A 16,268-nucleotide genomic window follows, 5' to 3' on the forward strand; every position below is an offset into this window, starting at 1 on the left:
CCTGTTCGTCTATGACGTGTCCGAGGCGAACGAGGCGGCGCCGGTGAGGCTCCAGTCCGCCGAGCTGGTGGCCGAGGCCTCGGGTCTGACCTGGTACGGCGGCAGCCTGCTGGTGGCCACGAGGGACTCGACGCAGACGGTGGTGGAGGTGTCGCCCACGGAGCTGCTCCCGGTGGGCTACTTCCCGGCGCCGGGCTCCATCGCTCCGCCGGACGCGCAGGTGCGCATGGACTTCACCCTGGCGGTGGACCCCGGCTCGCTGGGGTTCATCGAGAACACCACGGAGAGTGAGATCGTGGTGCGGGCCTTCTCCACGACCCACCCACGGCCCCTGGGCCGCCTCGTCTCGGGCACGGGCGAGGTCATCTTCACCCAGGTTCGTGGCTCCTCCATCGTCTTCACTCCGAACGAGGGCCAGGGCTTCCAGCCGGGCGAGGAGATCGAAGTCACCCTGCCAGCGAATAGCGTGAAGTCCGTGGGCGCCAGCCCGCGCCTGCTCGCGGCGGACGCGTCCTTCCAGTTCAAGATCGGCCAGGCGAACCAGCCGCAGCCGGTCATCACGAAGGTCATTCCCGCCAGCGGCGTGCGGACCGCGACGACGCCCATCCGCATCGAGGGCTCGGGCTTCCGCAGCGGGCTGACGGTCCGGGTGGGAGGCCAGGCCATCAGCGCCGGGAGCGTGGTGGTCGACGAGACCGCGCAGGTGCTGACGGTGCAGGTGCCGCCTTCGGCGGTGGCCGGCCCGGCCGCCCTCTCGGTGGCCTACGAGCCAGCGGGGACTTCCGCCGTCCGGCTCGGTGGCTTCCTCTACAGGGATCCGCTGAAGATCGGCCCACCCACGCCGGACCACTCCGGGCAGCAGGGGGGCACGGAGGTCGCGTTCTCCGGCTCGGGCTTCGTGCCCGGCATGCAGGTCTTCTTCGGCGACACGGAGTCCTTCGACGTCCGGGTGAGCTCGTCCGAGAGCGTGACGGCGGTGGCCCCGCCGCACGCGGCCGGTGTCGTGGACGTCTCCGGGCGGCTGACGGTGGCCACCTTCGATGGCGGCACGCCGGAGGTGCAGCAGGACACGCGTGTTCGCGCGTTCCTCTATGGCGCGGGCGCCGTGGCGCGGCTGGAGACGCCGCCCCTGCGGCACATGCTGGTGGAGCGTGGAGTCATCTTCGCCGCCATTGGCGGCGAGGTGGAGGTGACCGGGCCGAACGGGGCCGCCGTCACGGGCGGCGGCCCGCGCTCGTACTCGCCGGGTGGGCTGCTCGTCGCGGACCCCTCGGAGCCCACGGCCGTCAAGGAGGTGGGGCGCCTGACCTTCAGCGACAGCACCGGGGCAGGGGCATACCGGCTCGCGCGGGCCGGCAACACCCTGTACGTGGCCGCCGGGACGGGCGGCCTGAAGGTGGTGGACGTGACGCGGCCTTCCGCGCCGTCCCTGAAGTTCTCGCTGTCCAACGCGGGCGCGACGGTGGTGGACGTGGTGGCCAGCGGGGAGATGGTCTTCGCGGCGGACTCCACGGGCATCCGGGCCTACCGGACGACGGAGGACGCACAGCCGCGGCAGACGTACCACCGAGCCATTCCTGGCGGCGTGACGGCGCTCGCGCTCCACGACGGGTACCTGCTTGCCGCGAACGACGGCACCAGCGGGCCCCGGCTCCTCGTGCTGAACGCGCGCCGGGGTGACCTGGCGCAGGTGGGAGAGGTGCCGCTCGCCGGGCGGGCGCGCCACATCACCTCCGAGGGCTCCCGTGCGTTCGTCTCGCTCGGCGCGAAGGCGCAGGTGGCCATCGTCAACCTGGCCACGCCGGCCAGCCCCTCCATTACCGGCGTGCTGTACCTGCAGGACGTGATGGGCAGCGGCCGGGTGTCCGCGGAGCAGACGCGGATTGCCGCGGGCATTGCCTACGTGGCGGCGGGCGGAGGCAAGGTGCAGCGCTTCAGGGTGCCGCTCCTTGGCTCGCCGGTGTGGCTCGAGCAGGCGATCGTCACCGGTGACACGAGCACCCTGGCGCTCATGGGCCGCTACCTGCTGGCGGGTACGCTCGTCCTGGACAAGGGCGGGCGCGCGGTGGAGCTGCCCATCCAGCCCCCCGAGGACGGCACAGGGCCGCTCGCCGGGATGATTGCGTCGGTGCAGCTGGACCACGTGGAGGTGCGCGGCACCATCCCGTCCGAGGGTGAGACGGTGCCGGTGGGCATCTCCCCGGCGGTGCTCCTGTCGGAGCTGCCGAGCGCGTCCTCGGCGCAGGCCGAGGTGCGCCTGGAGACGGCGGACGGCGGCACGGTGGAGGCCCTGGTGGAGGCCCGCTCCGACGAGGGCGGCGCTCGCGTGGTGCTCGATCCGGTGCAGGACCTGTCAGTGGGGACGGGCTATGTGCTCAAGGTGGGCAGCGGCCTGACCGACCTGCAGGATGGCGGATTGGGCACGAACACGGAGGTCCGCTTCCAGACGGCGTCGCTGGCCACGGATGCCGGCCCGGTGCTCGCGGAGGTGGTGCCCGCCTTCGGCCTGACGAAGGGCGGCGAGACGGTGTACCTGCGTGGCGAGGGCTTCATGTCCGGCTGCTCCGTGTACATCGGCGGCCAGCCGGCGGGGGCCACGGAGGCGGGAAGCTGCGCGGTGTCCGACGAGGGCCGCACCGTCACCGTCACCGCGCCTCAGGGCGTGGCCGGGGCCGCGGCGGTGGAGATCATCAACCCGGACGGGCTCTCCGCCCGGCGGCTGGGGGCGTACCGGTACCTCGTGCCCCCGAACATCACGAAGGTGGAGCCGGCCTCCGTGGCGGCGATGAGCCGCGAGCAGATCAAGATCCACGGCGAGGGCCTGTACAGCGGCTCGCGGGTGACCTTCTCCGGCGTGCCGGCGCGCAGCACCACGGTGGACGTGGCGGGCACGCTGACGGTGACGGTGCCGGATGGCGTGGTGGGCCCCGTGGACCTGCGCGTGGAGACGCCGGACGGGCAGGGCGGGCTGGCGAGCGTGCTGCCGGGCGGCTTCACCTTCACGCTGGCCCCACGCGAGACGCTGGACACGGGGGCGGAGGCGATTGCGCTGGTGGGCAGCGCGCTGCTGCAGGCGCGGGGTGGCGAGCTGGTGGCCGTGGACCTGTCGAGCTCGGGCAGCAGGCTCGAGCTGGGACGCGTGCCGGGCGTGACGGCCGCCACGGCCCTGACGGTGGCGGGCACGCGCGCGGTGCTGCTCGGTGAGCGCGAGGTGGTGCGCTACGAGCTGGGCACGTGCGGCAGCGGACCGGGCGTGCCGTGCAGCCCGGTGGAGCTGGACCGCGTGCAGCTGGTGAGCAGCCCGGTGCTGACGTCGGTGGCCGCGGATGCGCGGGCCAAGACGGTGGCCGTGGCGGGCTCGAGCGAGCTGGCGCTGCTGGGCGAGCTGACGGAGAGCGGCCAGACGCAGGCACGGCTGGCGGTGGTGGCCCAGCGCTCCGTGGCGCCCGCGTACATCCGCGGGCTGGGCGTGGCGGGCGGCGCCCTCGCGGTGTTGCTGGAGGAGGGTGGCAGCTCGCGCGTCGAGTTCCGCAGCCTGGAGGATGGCGAGCTGCTGCTGCTGGGCACGGTGGGCGGGCTGTCCGGGGCCGGGCGCGCCCTGGCGGTGGATGGCAGCCGCGTGGCGGTGGCCACGGGCGCCTCGGTCCACCTGATGGATGCGATGCTTCCGTCGGCACCGCGGCCGCTGGGCTCGTGGACGTCCAGCGGGAAGGCGGGGGAGACGCCGGTCGCGGTGGCGCTGTCCGGGCCGTGGCTGTTCGCCGCCGGCACGTCGCGCGCGGCATGGGTTGACATCACGGGTGACTCCGGCCCCGTCGAGCGCACCTTCGTCATGCACGCATACGCCGGCTCGCAGGCCGAGCCGCGTGTCCTGCTCGGTGACGGAATCGCGCTGGTGGGCCAGTCCTGGACAACGCGCCTCTACGACACCCTGCCGTACCCGACGGTGTCGCGCGTCTCGCCACAGCCGGGCGCCATGCTGGCGCCGGGCGAGCCGGTCGCGGTGTCGTTCGCCAGCGAGCTGCCGCTGACGGTGGCGGCGGGCTCCACCCTCGCGCTGCTGGATGGGAGCACCGTCGTCCCGGCTTCGTCCGTGACGCAGTCCGGCTCGACGGTGCGCCTCCAGCCGGAGGCCGCGCTGACGGCGGGCCGCGCCTACCAGGCGCGGGTGAAGCTCGGACCCACGGCCTTCGTCGGCGGCAACGTGCGCGGAGACTGGACGTTCCAGCTCCGCGGCGGCGCCAGCCCGGCCCCCGTGACGGTCAGCTCGATTTCGCCGGACAACGGCCCCACTGCCGGCGGCACCTCGGTGACGCTGCATGGCACCGGCTTCGACGGCGAGACACGCGTGTACTTCGGCGCGACGCTGGCGGAGGACGATACGTCGCACACGGCCACCGCGACGGAGCTGCGCGTGCTCGCGCCGGCGACTCTGTACTCGGGCCCCGTCCGCGTGCGCGTGGTCAGCGCGGCGGGCGAGGTGGAAGTGCCGGGAGGCTTCGTCTACACCGCGCCCTTCACGGTCAGCGAAGTCGTCCCGAACAAGGTGGACTCCGCGGGTGGCTGGGTGCGCCTGGTGGGCACGGGCTTCACCCGCAGTCTGCAGGTGCGCTTCGGCACCACGCTGGCGCAGACGAAGGACTTCCAGCCGACGCGAGTGGATGCACTCGTTCCCGCGGGGGGCACGGGCTTCGTGCCGGTGCAGCTGACCCAGCCCGGGATGAGCCTGACGCTCGCGGAGGTGCTCTACCGCGGCGACCTGCGCGCGCCGACGGAGAAGCCGGCGTACGCGCCCGCGAATCCGGTGGCGCGCAGCCAGAAGGTCTTCACCGCGACGTTCGACGAGCCGCTGCACCCCGACACCGCGGCCCGTGCGCAGGTCCAGCTCAGCGGCCCGGACGGCACCGCCCTGGCGGGAACCGTGAGCGTCAGTGGCCCGACGCTGACCTTCACACGGCCCGCGGGCGCGGCGGACCTCGGCTCGCTGCAGAGCTACGTGCTCCGCCTGTCGAAGGTGCCTGACGTGGCGGGGAACGAGACGGGTGTGCTGACGCACACGTTCACCACCGTGGACGACGTGCTGCCGCAGGTGAGCCTCGCCATGGCGAACCGCACCGAGCCGGTGAACAACGCCGTGCTGGCGACCGGGACGGAGTACACCTTCGTGGTGACCGGGACGGACAACGGCGGCGGCACGCACTCCGCGAAGCTGTCCATCGACAACGTCGCGCTCTCGTCCACGGACGGGAAGAGCTTCCGCTACACCTGGCCGGCGTCGGCGGTGAACAAGGCGTCCACGCTGGTGGCGCAGGTGAGCGACTACAGCGGCAACACGGCCTCGCTCACGGCCACGGTCACCCTGACCGATGACCGGGCGCCGAGCGTGTCCTTCACGCAGCCGGACGGCGGCTCGGCCATTACCCGCGAGGAGGGCTCGATGCTCGACCTGGCGGTGGCCGCCACGGACCCGGAGAAGTTGAGCTCCATCGAGCTGAGCATGAATGGCGCGCCGCTGAAGCGCGTCACCGGGCTCACCTCGACGAGCGCGACGCTGACGGACCGCCTCCGGATGGAGCAGGTCAACGGCGCGCCCCAGGCCCGCGACTTCGTGGCCGTGGCCATCGACTCGCGTGGTCAGACCTCGCCTCCGGCGCTGCTCCAGGTGACGGTGGTCCCTGACACCACGAAGCCGGCGGTGGCCTGGCAGCTGCCTTCCGACGGGGCGAAGGTGCCCTCCGGCTCGACGCTGGACCTGCGCGTGTCGGTGTCCGACACGAACACGATTACTCACACGTCCTTCACGCAGGCCCTTGGCACGGCCACGCCCGAGGTGTTCAAGACGTTCGAAGGCACGCCGGAGCCGGTGCGCTGGGTGGCGCCCGCCGTGTCCCAGGACACGCCGATGAAGCTGCGCGTGCTCGCGCGGGATGCTCGCGGCAACGAGGAAGCGAAGACCATCACCATTACGGTGCTCAAGCCGGTCACCGGGGCCTCCCGGCCGTACGTGAGCCTCCGCGAACCCACCTCCTCCTTCTCCGAGAAGGCGGACGTGCGGGTATCCGCGGACGTGATCGCGCCCGCGGGCGTGGCCTCGGTCCGCCTCGAGTTCGACTCGCAGGTGGTCACTCTCACCCAGGCGCCGTGGCGCTACACCTTCCGCGCGCCGGTGCTGGTCGACAACAAGTCCCGCCTCGTGAGGGTGGCCGCGGTGGCCACCGACAAGGATGGTCAGGAGAGCGAGCCCGCGGTGCTGCATCTGTCCGTGCTGGACAGCAGCTCCGTGCCCGCGCCCTTGGTGCAGGTCGTCACGCGCGCGGAGGGGCCGCGCTGGCTGGGCGGCTCCACGCTCCGCGTGGACAATGTCGATGGCGGCGTGACACCCCTGGCGTCGCTGCAGGTGGCGGATGCCTCCGTGCCCCCGGTGGGCGGAAACGCCTTCGAGCTGCCGCTCGGCGAGGAGGGCGCGCCCGTGCTCGCCTCGGTGGAGGCCCTGGAGACCGGAGCTCAGCGCCTGGTGAGCACGAAGGCGGGGACGCTGGCCGTCTTCACCCGTGGCCCGGCGACGGTGAGGGCCGAGCCCTCGAGCGCCGTGGCAGGCGTGGCGGTGCGGGGGGATGCCTGGGCGGTGCTGCGCGATGACGCGGCCGGCCGGAGCATCGTCGAGCTGCGCTCGCGCACGACGCTGGACGTGATGGGAACGCGGACGCTGGTGGGCCGCGCGGTGGGCCTGGCGTTCGTTGAGGACCGGCTCGCGGTGGCCGTGCGCCGTGCCGGCGCCGGGGCCGTGGAGCTGCTGTCGCTGCCGGACCTGGCGTCGACCACGCTCCCGCTGCGGCGGCCGCCCACGGCCCTCGCCGCGGTGCGTGGCGCGCTGCTGCTGGTGGGCACCGACGAGGGCGTGGAGGTTCGCAACGCCTCCGGTGAGCTGGCGGCCCGCCTGCCGGGTGAGCCGGTGAAGGCCCTCGCGGCCAACGGGCCGAGAGCGCTGGTGCTGGGGAGTGTCAACCTCCAGGCGCTGGACCTCTCCATCCCGCATGCGCCGGAGGTGAAGGCGTCGGTGGAGGCAGGCGCCGCCACCCACGTCGCGGCGGTGGGCGAGGATCGCGCCTGTGTGCTGGGCGCCAGCGCCATCCGCTGCTTCCAGGACACGGGGAGCAGCCTCGTGCGGCTGGGCGGCCTCGACGCCAGCCTGGACTCGCCCGCGGTGTCGGCCTCGGCCTTCGGCCCGTGGCTGGTCGTGGGCACGGCGCAGGGCGTGCGGATTCACGACGCGAAGTCCACGCCCGTGGAGGGCAGCACCTATCCGTCCGGCGTGGGCGAGTTCCCGGCCCTGAAGGGTGCCGCGGGGGCCGCTGGCGGGGACATCTTCGCGGCCGGCTCCAGCGCGGTGGCTCGCCTGGCGCTGGGCCGTGGCACGGCCGCGCCCGAGGTATCGCTCGGCGCACCGGATGCGGGCGTGGCGGGTGCCCGCCTCGCGCTCGCGCCGGAGCTCCAGGACGAAGCCGACACCTTCAATGCGTACACCGCGGAGCTGAAGGTCAACGGGCGCACCGTCGAGGTGCTCGACGGCCGCCTGCCGGCCTCGGTGGATCTGCCCACCTCCGGCACGTCCGCCGCCGTGGAGCTGCGCGTGCGCGATCACGCCGGCAATGCCGTCAGCTCCGCGGCCACGGTGTCCCTGTCGGCCGCGGGCTCCGGCCCGATGCTCGCGGACGTCCACGCTCCCGCGACGGTGCTCGAGGGGACGCGGTTCCGTGTCATCCCCGAGCCGGTGGATCCGGCCCGGGTGAAGTGGGTCACGGTGACGCTGCGTGACGCGGATGGGGTCACGGCGCTGGACAGCGTCACGGTCAACGCGCCGGCGCTCACCGCGACGCTGGCGGTGCCCCTGCTGGGCGCCAGCCTGCCGGAGGCGGGGCTCGATGTGACAATCGAGGCGGTGGCCTACGAGACGGCTGAGGTCAGCACCACGTCGACGAGGCCGATCCGCATCCTGCGGAATTCAACTCCCGCGGGCGCGACCTTCTCGCTGTCGCACAGCGGCGCGCAGGTGACCGAGGGCGGTATCGCCACGGTGCAGGCGGTGTTCAATGGCGGGGTGCCGGCGGAGTACACGCTGCGCTTCTCCGTGGGCCTCGACGCGCAGTCGCTCCAGGAGCAGCAGGTCGTCCTCTCGCCGAACCGCACGGCCACGCTGCTCATGCCGGCCCTGCCGGAGGGCGTGGTCAGCCAGCAGGTGCAGGTCCGCGCGGAGCTCACCGACGGGGATGGGCGCGTGACGTCCGCCAGCACGCAGGTGGCGGTGGCGGCGGACAACACGGCGCCGGTGATCAGTTCGTTCGTCGTGGAGCCGCCGGGCACGCTCATCACGGCGGGCTCGACGGTGACGGCGACGATGGCCGCCAACGACGGCGCGCTGGCGCTGGATGGGCTGGGGCTGCGTGTGAAGCTGGGCGACACGCTGGTTGCCACGGGCGGAGCGTCCCTCCGCTATGTGGTGCCTTCCGGCACGCCCGCGGGCACCGTGCTCCGGGTTGAGGCGTGGGCCCGGGACGTCAAGGGCCTGCTGACGGAGAAGGCGGAGCAGCGGCAGGTGCTGGCTGCGGCCATGCCCGAGGGCGGAGGTGTCTTCGGTGGCGCCTTCGCGCGTGCCGGCAACGTGGCGCTGCTGGGAGACCTGGTCGCGGCCACGACGCCCACGGGCGTGTCGGTGGGCCGGCTGGTGCGTGGCGCGTCACCTTCCGTCACGACGCTGGCGACGGTGGCGTTCGAAAAGCCACCCAAGGACGTGGCCTTCGTGGGCCGCCACGTGCTCGTCTCCCTGGAGGGGGGCATCGTGGCGGTGGTGGACGTGTCTCAGCCCGAGCAGCCCCGTGTGGTGGGCCGCGTGCAGGACAGCGTCACGGCCCTCAAGGCGGCGGGCCGCGCCTTCGTGACGAGTGGCACCTCGCTCTACGAGGTGAACCTGACCGACCCCGCGTCCCCGGCGCTGAGCTACCTCTGGTACTCCTATTACATGAGCGCTCCCGCCGTCATGGCGGCCAGCGGGAGCCAGGTGTTCGTCGCCCAGAGCAGCACGCTCTACGTGGTACCGGTGCTCCCGTCCGGGTCCGTGGGGAGCGCGTTCTCCGGGAACGCCAGCAATACGATTCGCACCCTGGACGTGTCGGGGACGACGCTGGTGGCCGGTACGTCGCAGGGACTGGATCTGTTCAGCCTTGGCGCCGCGACCCTGTACCGACAGGGCTCGCTGGCGCTCGGGACGGGGGTGCGCGCGGTGGCGGTGGCCGGGGGGATGGCCTACGTCGCCTGCGACGACGGCATGCTGCGGGTCGTGGACGTGCGTGAGCCGTTCGCCCTGCGCCTCGTGGGCCAGGAGCCGCTCGCGGTCAGCGCGCTCACCCTTTCTGGTGGCCTGCTGGTGGCCACCACCGAGGACGGCCTGGTCTTGAGGACGCTGCCCGTGGCCGGCGCTGGCGAGGCGCCGCTGGCCCTGGGCCGGTACCCGACGAGCCAGGATGCCGCCGTGGCGCTGTCGCCGTCCCGGAGGGGTGTGCTGATGGCCGCGGGCCGGGAGGGCGTGGCCCTGGTGGATCTGGGTACGCCTTCGGCTCCCGCCCTGGCACAGGTGGTCGCCACGGGCACGCAGTTGCGGCAGGTGGAGCGCATCCAGCGTGACGTCTACACGCTCAACGGGACGACCCTGTCGCTGCGGACGATGAACGCCTACTCCAACACGTACGACAACGGCTCCACGGACCGCGTCGGGCGTCTCGGGAACCTCGGCGTCGTGCAGCGCTTCCACGTCCTGCCGGGCCGGCTGTGGTCCGTGGGGGCGGGGGTCGTCTCGACGGTGACGCTGCCGGACGTCCAGGGCATGAAGCGGCTCGACATGCAGGGGCCGGCGGTGGACGTGGCCGGAGACGAGCGCCGCGCACTGGTGGCGCTGGGTGACGAGGGCTTCTCCGTGGTCGAGCTCGACCGCGCGGGCGATCTGATCCGGAGCGCCAGTGTGACGGACGCCGCCGCGTCCTCCGTGGCGATGGATGGCGAGCTCGCCGTGGTGGGCAACGACGCCGGCTTCCGCGTGTACGCCCTGGGCAGCGCGGCAGTGCCCGTGCCGCGCGGGACGGCGGCGACGGAGAGCCCCGTGCGCCGCCTCCGCCTGGAGGGCCGGCTGGCGCTGGTCACCACCAGCGCGGGCGTGGAGCTGTGGGACCTGACGCAGGACGCCCCGGTCCGGCGGTCGCGGCTGAGCGCGCCGGATGCGCGGGACGCGGTGATCGCGGGGCAGCACGTGGTGGTGGCGCAGGGCTACGAGGGCGTGAAGGTGTTCCCCGCGCCCGGCGAGCCGGTGGCTCCGTCCGCGCACCTGCTGCTGCCGGCCTCGGAGCTGGAGGTGCAGCCCGGAGCGCTGGTCTCCATCGAGGCGCTCGTGTCCGGCCTGAGGGTGGACGACGCCGAGCTTCTGGTGGACGGCAAGCCCGTGTCGCGGCTCGAGCCCGAGTACGCACAGGCCCAGTGGCGCGTTCCGCCGATGGCCAGCCCCGGTATGCAGTTCGCGCTGCAGGTCCGGGCGCGAGGTGCTGGCGGGGTGGAGGCCCTGTCCACGGCCCGGAGCGTGCGGGTCATCGCACGGCAGTCGCCGCCCGCGGTGTCGGGCAGCATCTCCGTTCCGAGCTGGTCCATGACCTACACCGTGGGCCAACCCATCAGCGTCGAGGCATACGTCAGTGGAGGGAGCGCGCCGTACACGGTGACGGCCAGCCTGGGCGACACCTTCCTGGGCGTGCTGTCTCCGAAGCCGGGCTCGCCGGGCTACTACGAGGCGCTGCTCCGGATGCCCACGACCATCCCCAACTCGACCTATCTGTACGTCGATGTGGTGGATGCCGCGGGCCAGACGGCGCGGTTCTCGCGCTACGTCTACCTGTACTCGACGCCGCAGACGCCGAGAGACCTGCAGGGGATGCCGACGGTACTGCGCACGTCGCCAGGCAAGAACACGCTGACCCTCTCCGCCTACGACGACGGCGCGTCGATCATGCGGCTGTACGTGGATGGGGTGGTGGTGGCCTCGAACTTCAACGCGTCGATCGGATACTGGAATGGCCTCCAGCACACGCTGGAGTTCCCGGCCAGCCGGGCAGGGGAGACCGTGCGGCTGCGGGTGGTGGTCGAGGACACGCTTGGCCAGAAGCTGGACACGGGCGAGGTGGCTTACGTCCTCCAGTCTCCCGTGGCGGTGCCCACCATCAGCTACTTCGAGGCGGATACGCCGGTCATCGAAAGCACCCAGGGCTACATCAGCCTTGGTGCGGCGGACACGGACGAGGACCTGAAGAGCGTGAGCGTCTGGGCCGTCTACGGAGGCGTCTGGAATGCGGAGACCGGGCAGGTGGACGGTGGTGGGGCGCCGGTGCTCATCCTCCAGGAGCCGGACACGAGCCTCGGGACGTACTTCAGTTACCCGGTCCTCACGGACGAGCGGCTGAATGGGCAGAGCGAGATGGCGGTGCTGGCCATCGTGACCGACGAGGTAGGCCACGAGACGCGGCGATACCTCCGGGTTCAGTTGCTGGCGGATCAGCCGCCCACGGTGTCCGTCTCGGTCTCGTCGTGGACGGCGAACCAGGCGCTGGCCGCGGGGTACCCGGTCACGCTCCAGGGCAGTGCCTCGGATGACGTCCGGATGGCCACGGTGACGACGAGCGCGTCCCTGCCGGATGGAGGCACCGTACAGGCCAGCAATAGCTGCTCCTGGTCCAGCTGCTCTGCCCAGATCTCGTCCTACATGCTCGCGGAAGGGAGCTTCACGCTCTCCGCCACCGCGACGGACAGCTCCGGAAAGAGCACCACGGCCACCTCGAGCTACACGGTGCTGCCGAACCAGGCGCCGCAGGTGTCCGTGGCGGCGCTCACCGACTACGCCGTGGCGGGCACACCCGTCACGCTGCGTGCCAGTGTGCTCGACGAGCAGCGGCTGAGCTGGGTGGAGCTCTACGCGAACGGAGCCCTGGTGGGCAGCCGCTACACGGGCGGTTCGGCCTCCCTGAGCACGCCGCTGAACGTGGATCGGTCGTTCACTCCGACGGATGCGGGGGTGGTGACGCTCACCGCCGCGGCGACGGACTACCCGGGGCTCCTTGCCAGCGCGGCGCCCGTCTCGCTCCAGGTGATGCCGGCGGGGTCCGGCGCGTCCTGCGCCACGCCGGTGCCCATGCCGAAGGGTGTCCCCTTCCAGCCGGGGATCGTGACCTTCTCGACGGCCTATACGTCGTCGTACTGCGGCGGTTACAACTTCCCGAACGGTTCGTGGCACACGCTGCCGTTCGACGGGCCTGTCGAGAGCATCACGTTGACGGGGGTGGACGGAGCCAACCTGCCGCGCGTCATCGTGCAGGACATGACCGGCTCACCGGCGTGCACCCCGGTCAGCGGCACGACCACGTGCTCGTATTCCGGATACAACTCCAGCTACACGTCCACGATGACGACTGGCCCGCTCTCGAAGGACGCCCGGGTCCTCATCGATGGGAACTACCACTACTCCACGCTGCGCAAGGTCGTGCTCGCCTCCGCCGTCCTGGGGACGGGGGCCCTGTGCGAGCCGGACTCGACGCAGTTCACGTGCGGCCGCGGAGCGTGCCTCCCGGTCGCGGAGGGGTCGTCCGAGTACCGCTGCAAGACGGAGCAGTGTGACGACGACCAGGACAACGATGGCGACGAGCGGGTGGACTACCCGGAGGACCCGGGGTGTGAGTCGCCCTCGGGCGACAGCGAGGTGAACCCCACCGAGGATCCGCTCTGCTCGGATGGTATCGACAACGACAAGGACGGGCGGAAGGACTGGCCCGAGGACCCGGGCTGCGGAAGCGCGGCCGGCAACACCGAGGAGGGCGGGACGGGTGAGACCTGCGCGGCCCCGATCGACTCGGTGGACGCGGGGGTTCCCGGCACCTACGGCACCTCCATCCCGCTTGACTTCACCACGGCCTCGGACGACCAGCAGGTGGAGTGCGCGGGCGGTGGCGCCGTGGATCGGATCGTGGGCGTGCGAATGCCTGGGAGTGGCTACCTGGCTGCCTACGGCGAGGACCATTTCACGGCGCTCTCCCTGCGGGAGGCCTGCATGCGTGACAGCCGCACCGTCACCTGCAACGTGCCCGACGAGTCGGATGCCGGGACGGAGGGTGACGTCGGCGTCTCCACCTACGTCGAGGAGCCGGGCACCACCCTGTATGTGGTCGCGGAGGGGGTGGGCACCGCCAACCTCCAGATCTTCGGGGAACTGTTCGAGGGCACCACGTGCGATCCCCAGCAGCCCTGGTTCCGGTGTGAGGTCGGCTCCACGTGTCTGCCAGCGCTCCTGGCGGACGGCGGTACCTCCGCGGTCGAGTCCCGGTGCCGCCTCTCGCGTTGCGAGGACTCCGCGGACAGTGATGGTGACGGCAAGCCTGGCTATCCGACGGATCCAGGCTGCGAGGACCCGACCGATGATGACGAGACGGATCCGCTGCCGCTCCCTGTGTGCGGCGACGGCCAGGACAGTGAGCCCGCTGGAGCCACGGATGGGCTGATTGACTATCCCCAGGACCTGGCGTGCATGAGCGCGGTTGACGGAGATGAGGTCAACTGCGGCACCCTGCTCGACACGAGCCCCATGCCCGCGATGCCCGTGGTGGTCGAGGGCACCACCACCCTCGCGGAGAGCGTGATGAGCAGGTGTGGCGGTGGCGAGACGGGCAGTGAGTATCCGGCGCGGACGTACGACTTCATCGCACCCCAGAAGGGCGCCTATCGGATCCGGGCGGAGGGCACCCAATCCGGCGCGAGCCTGTCCATCCGGAGGGATTCGTGCAGAGGGAGCTCGGTGGCGGTCTGCGAGTCTGGGAACTCCGACAACTGGATCCGGCTCGAGCAGGGGCAGCGCATCGTCCTGATTGTCGAGACCGAGCAACCGGGTGCGTTCACACTCACCATCGATCCGGCCACGGCCTGCAGCAATGGGGCGGACGACGATGGCGATGGGGCCGTGGACTTCCCCGACGAGCCGGGCTGCGAGTCGGCCCTGGATGACGACGAGCTGGATCCGGACGTGCTTCCGGTCTGCAGCGATGGACTGGACAACGAACCCGCGGGTTACCAGGACGAACTGGTGGACTACCCCAATGACCCGGGGTGCGCCTCGGCCAGTGCGGGGAGCGAGGACACGACGTGCCGCACGGTGCCGGCGACGGTGCTCAGCGGGGCCCTGCCTCTCCAGTGGCAGGGCACGACGTCCGGAGCGAGCCAGATCTCGCACAGCAACTGCTTCCAGTCGTCCACGGATGCGTCGCCGGAGCAGGTGTTCTTCTGGGTCGCCCCCTCCGAGGGCTACTACCTGATCGACACCATGGGCTCCTCGTTCAACACCGTCCTGGCCATCTACCCGCAGAGCTGTGGTTCGTACGCGCAGTGGTGCGACAATGATGGAGGGATGAGCGGCACGTCCGTGCTCGCCCTGCCCTTGGAGGAGCGCCAGCCCATCATGATCGTGGTGGATGGATACGGCGGCGCGTCCGGGGCCTTCACGCTCAACATCCGCAAGCTGTAGGCCGTCCGTCCCCGGTGCCCGCCGCCGCCAGACGACTGCCAGATAATCGTGGTAGGTCCGTATGCCATTGAAGGGAACCCGGGAGGGGACGTGCGTCAGCAGCCTCGAATGAGAGGGGTGGCGGTGTTGCTGGCCGCGGCCATGGTAGTGGCATGTGGTCAGCAGAAGGACTCGGGAGGCGGGTCGGAAGCGTCATCCCTGGCCTCCCAGGAGTCGCGGGCCGTCACGACCTCGCCTACCTACATCCGGACGGGGGCCACGCTGACGCTGCTCACCAATGGCAAGGTGCTGCTCGCCGGAGGAACCACGAACGGGGCGCCGCCGGACTTTCGTCACTGCGAGCTGTACACGCCGGGCGCCTCGTCGCCCTGGTCGGCCACCGGCCCGCTGGTGACGGCCCGCCATGACCATGCCGCCACGCGCCTCCAGAACGGCAAGGTCCTGGTTTCTGGCGGCATCACCGCGGATGGCGACTCGCGGAAGGCCGAGTTGTACGACCCGACCACCGGGACGTGGGCTCCCACCGGCTCGCTCAATGTGGCGCGGGCCCGCCACACGCAGACCCTGCTTCCCAACGGGAAGGTGCTGGTAGTGGGGGGGGACAACCCCACCACGACGCGGGGGCTGGCCTCGGCCGAGCTGTACGACCCGGCGACGGACCAGTGGACGCTGGCGGCCGCGCCCTCGTTCGCCTACTCCGGCCACACCGCCACGCTCCTGAAGCAGGGCACCGTGCTGGTGCTGGGCAACCGCCCCCAGCATGAGCTCTACAACCCGAGCACCAACACCTGGTCGCTGACGGCGAACAGTCCCGGGACGGTCGCGACGGGCCACACCGCGACGCTGCTGAGTCAGACTCCGGAGGGCATCGTGCTGGTGGTGGGGCCGGCGTGGACGGGCGATGTCGCCAGCCAGGCGGTCTGGCGTTACACGCCGACCACCAACTCCTGGGACTCGGTCTCGAGCGCGTCCAGCTCATGGTGGCCCCAGTTGAGCAGGGGCCACCAGGCGGTGGAGCTGAACAACGGAACGGTCCTGGTCCTCGGGGGCGCCGACCCGACACAGGGCACCCCGAGGAGCGAAGTCAGGCTGTACAGCCCCTGGTCGAACCTCTGGACCTATGCTCCCGCCCTGGCCCTGGCCCGGCGAGACTCCCAGGTGGTGCTGGTGGGCTCATCGCCAGACCAGATGCTCATTACGGGAGGGTGGGGCAGGGACTCGAACGAAGCCTGGGTGCGCCAGCAGACGGAGCTGTACTCGACGGGCTGCGTCCCCCAGACGTGCGCGACCCGGGGCGCGCAGTGCGGGTCGATTTCCGACTGGTGCGGCGGCGTGCTCGAATGCGGCACCTGCTCCTCCGGCACCACGTGCGGGAGCAACAACACCTGCGAGTCCAGCTGCGTCCCGCCGCTCGACACCTGCGATAACCAGTGCGGCTGTGTGGTGGATGCCTGCGGCGAGCTCGTGGACTGTGGCGCGTGCGAGTCTCCCTGTCCCGCCGGTCAGGTCCGGTGCTGCGGTGTCTGCATGATCGGGGAGGAGTGTGACAGCACGGCCTGCGCCATGGCGCCGCAGCTCGTCGCGCCATCCCCCGCGAGCTGCTTCTAACGGAGCGGGACGTCCGGGGCGGAAGGCCCGCCCCGGCACATGCGCGCCCGGCGTGGAGGCCGGG

Annotated in this window: 2 protein-coding genes (1 of these 2 running past the window's edge); both read left to right on the forward strand. The window is 71.7% G+C overall.

The features are described 5' to 3' along the window. Positions 1–14,596 carry the final stretch of an Ig-like domain-containing protein gene (locus K8638_RS18770; protein WP_223755925.1) on the forward strand. It extends 17,435 nt beyond the left edge of the window, so only the last 14,596 of its 32,031 coding nucleotides appear in the window; the start codon falls outside the window, past its left edge; it ends in the stop codon at positions 14,594–14,596. A gap of 90 nt (positions 14,597–14,686) precedes the next feature. Further along, the gene (locus tag K8638_RS18775; RefSeq protein ID WP_223755926.1) at positions 14,687–16,204 is read left to right on the forward strand and encodes a kelch repeat-containing protein; all 1,518 of its coding nucleotides are present in this window, start codon (positions 14,687–14,689) and stop codon (positions 16,202–16,204) included. The last annotated feature ends 64 nt before the right edge of the window (positions 16,205–16,268 follow it).

Source organism: Myxococcus sp. RHSTA-1-4, assembly GCF_020037125.1.
Taxonomy (GTDB): Bacteria; Myxococcota; Myxococcia; order Myxococcales; family Myxococcaceae; genus Myxococcus.